3 protein-coding genes are annotated in these 2,748 nt (G+C 32.0%); all 3 read left to right on the top strand.

Annotation, left to right across the window (positions count from 1 at the left end):
• Positions 1–545 precede the first annotated feature (545 nt).
• Positions 546–923 carry a TIR domain-containing protein gene (locus BBROOKSOX_RS09875; RefSeq protein ID WP_139661534.1) on the top strand — a complete coding sequence of 126 codons (378 nt, stop codon included), beginning with the start codon at positions 546–548 and terminating at the stop codon, positions 921–923.
• An 8-nt stretch (positions 924–931) separates the two neighbouring features.
• Positions 932–1,414, top strand: a complete 483-nt coding sequence (locus tag BBROOKSOX_RS12600) for a RipA family octameric membrane protein (RefSeq protein WP_139661532.1) — start codon at positions 932–934, stop codon at positions 1,412–1,414.
• A 350-nt stretch (positions 1,415–1,764) separates the two neighbouring features.
• Positions 1,765–2,457, top strand: a complete 693-nt coding sequence (locus BBROOKSOX_RS09870; protein ID WP_139661529.1) for a hypothetical protein — start codon at positions 1,765–1,767, stop codon at positions 2,455–2,457.
• Positions 2,458–2,748: the final 291 nt, after the last annotated feature.

Raw genomic sequence — 2,748 nt, 5'->3', positions numbered from 1 at the left:
AAAAATCTAAGTAGGCTTCTTTGTTAAATTGCTGAGGGTCATCAACAGAAAAAGCATTAAAAGAAAATGTGATTAAAAGGCTAAGCGCAAGAAAACACCTGAATTGATTGAACGCACTAGAAAGCGTGGTATGGGATTTTGTTGTGTTTGTCATAGTAAGTAAACCTAAGTAAGCTTGTGTAATGAAATTTACAGGGATTATACCATTATCCCTATCTGTACAAGTTTTTTTGAGTGTTTGAGTGTTTCTAAAAAACCTTAATAATTAAATAAGACCTTTGCATAAATAATAATAAATGACACTCTAACCCTAATTATTTAGGCTCGCATTTCTTTTAATAACAGCTTGTCTTTAGGTAAAATTCTCATAAATTTTAAACAACTTAAAATCGGTTATTAACCGATTTTTATTGTAATAGTCAATATTAGATTATTGGAAATTTTTTGGTAAAACTGGGTGAATACGCCTGATTTTTTTAATACAGTGTATCAGGGCAATAGCGCCTTATACTAACAGTTATTCTAGACAAACAAAAGGAGAAATTATGGTTACTAAAAGAATTTTCATTAGTTTTGCAATTGAAGATGCTCAATATCGGGATTTATTAAAGGGACAATCACAGAATACAGATTCATTTACATACACCGATATGTCAGCCAAGCAAGCATGGGATAGCAAGTGGAAAACTAACTGCCGAACACGAATCAAAGGTTGTGACGGGGTAATTGTATTGATTAGCAAGAATACAAGAAATGCAGATGGGGCTAAATGGGAAATGCAATGCGCAAACGAAGAAGGAATCCCAATGATTGGTATTCATATTCACAAAGATGATAAAGGGCAAATCCCTCCGCAACTATCAGACAAAAAAGTTATAAACTGGACATGGGATGCCATTAAAAATTTCATAAGCAGACTTTAAAGTAATTTATGCCAATTACACAAGAAGAATATGGCGACAACTTCAAGCCACATTTACTGGAGCAATATAAACTCTATGTTGAAATGGCTGATCGAATAAGTGGTCGAAGACAATCTGCTAATTCGTTTTTTTTGTCAGTTAACACGGCAATCATAGCTGCTGTTGGTTATGTTAACTTCAGTAGTAAAACTATATCTGAATTTTATTGTCTAATATCGTTTGCGGGTATAGTGCAGTGTTATATATGGTTCAGGTTAATACGTTCTTATAAAGACCTAAATTCGGCAAAATTCAAAGTTATCCATGAGTTGGAATCGCTGTTACCGGTAGCGCCATATGACACGGAATGGAATAAAGTAGAAAGTGGAAGAAATTCAAAACTTTATCTTCCTTTTACACATATCGAAGCATATATACCGTGGGTTTTTCTTGTCATTCATTTTTTTGTATTTTGTAAGACAATATCGTTGCTCTTGATTGTACACCAGTAGATGGGCAATGGCAAATAATTAGGGTCAGAATGTAATTTATTTTTTAAACCTTCGGAGATTTAACAACCACCTCACCCAATCACAACAAGTGTTCTCAGACCCATAAGTATAGCCTTGCCTCCGCAGCAAGACTCAAACTTCTTCTAATAACAGCTTGTCTTTAGGTAAAATACTCATAAATTTTAAACAACTAAAAATCAGTTATTGGCAGTTTTTTATTGTAATGGTCAATATTAGATTATTGGAAATTTTTTGGTAAAACTGGGTAAATATACCTGATTTTTTTAATACAGTGTATCAGGACAATAGTGCCTTACACTAACAATTAGATTTCAAACAAAGGGGGAAATATGTTTTACAAATTAAATGCATTGATGCTTGCAGTAGTCTTTTTGTCTTCGTGTTCAAATATAGTTCAGTTAAAAAAAGAAGCACACAATCAAATACGCTCAGTTGAAAACATAATTGTAATAGAGCAAGATAATTTATATGTTACGGTTACATCGTTTTACAATGGAGGCGGTGGAGCAATTGGAGCATTAATTGCATCCTCTATAGATTCGTCTAGACAATCTTCTGCAACAGAAAAAGCACAGCCCATCATTAAGGAATTAGACGATTACAATTTTAAAAATGTTTTTTTAACAGCGATAAAAGACAAAATAAATAAAACTCACCTGCCTTATAAAATGAGCAACCAAGTAGAGTCCATTAATTCTGCTTCAAACAAAAGAATTCATTTACTTAAGACCAATTCTGACGCCTTGTTAGTCTCCAATATTGATTACGCTCTTAATGCTGGAAATTTAATAATTAGTGCTAGAGTTAGCCTGTATCCAAAGGCTACAAACTTGAAAAAATTCATGAAAAACTCTAAAGACGAAAACACATTTGATATGACAGACATAGATAATACTATTTATAATAAAAACTTTACCTTTACAAAACAATCGATATCAGTTGGTAATATTAAAAATAGCCTAAATGAAGGTGCAAAAAATATTTCTGAACAAATTATTGATGATTTATCACATCCAATCTAACAAATTCATACATTACCCAAAAACCTCTGACAACTTTTTAAAATTTCTTATATAGAACATCCTAAGAAGCCTTCGCTTTTTCTTGATTTAATTTTATACTTTCTTGGTACACATTCATTGGTTTTTTATATACCAGTGTTTCATGGAATCTTCTATGGTTATAAAACTCAATATAACACCCACATCAGTGATTAATACCAAATTCAAAAAACAACTAAACCAAAAAACTCCACTCTCTACTACACAAATTTTTAATAAAACCATCCTCACTTAGTATTTCATTCCAAGCCT

It is taken from the genome of bacterium endosymbiont of Bathymodiolus sp. 5 South (assembly GCF_900128535.1).
GTDB lineage: Bacteria > Pseudomonadota > Gammaproteobacteria > PS1 > Pseudothioglobaceae > Thiodubiliella.
This window is presented reverse-complemented; position numbering and strand designations above follow the sequence as displayed.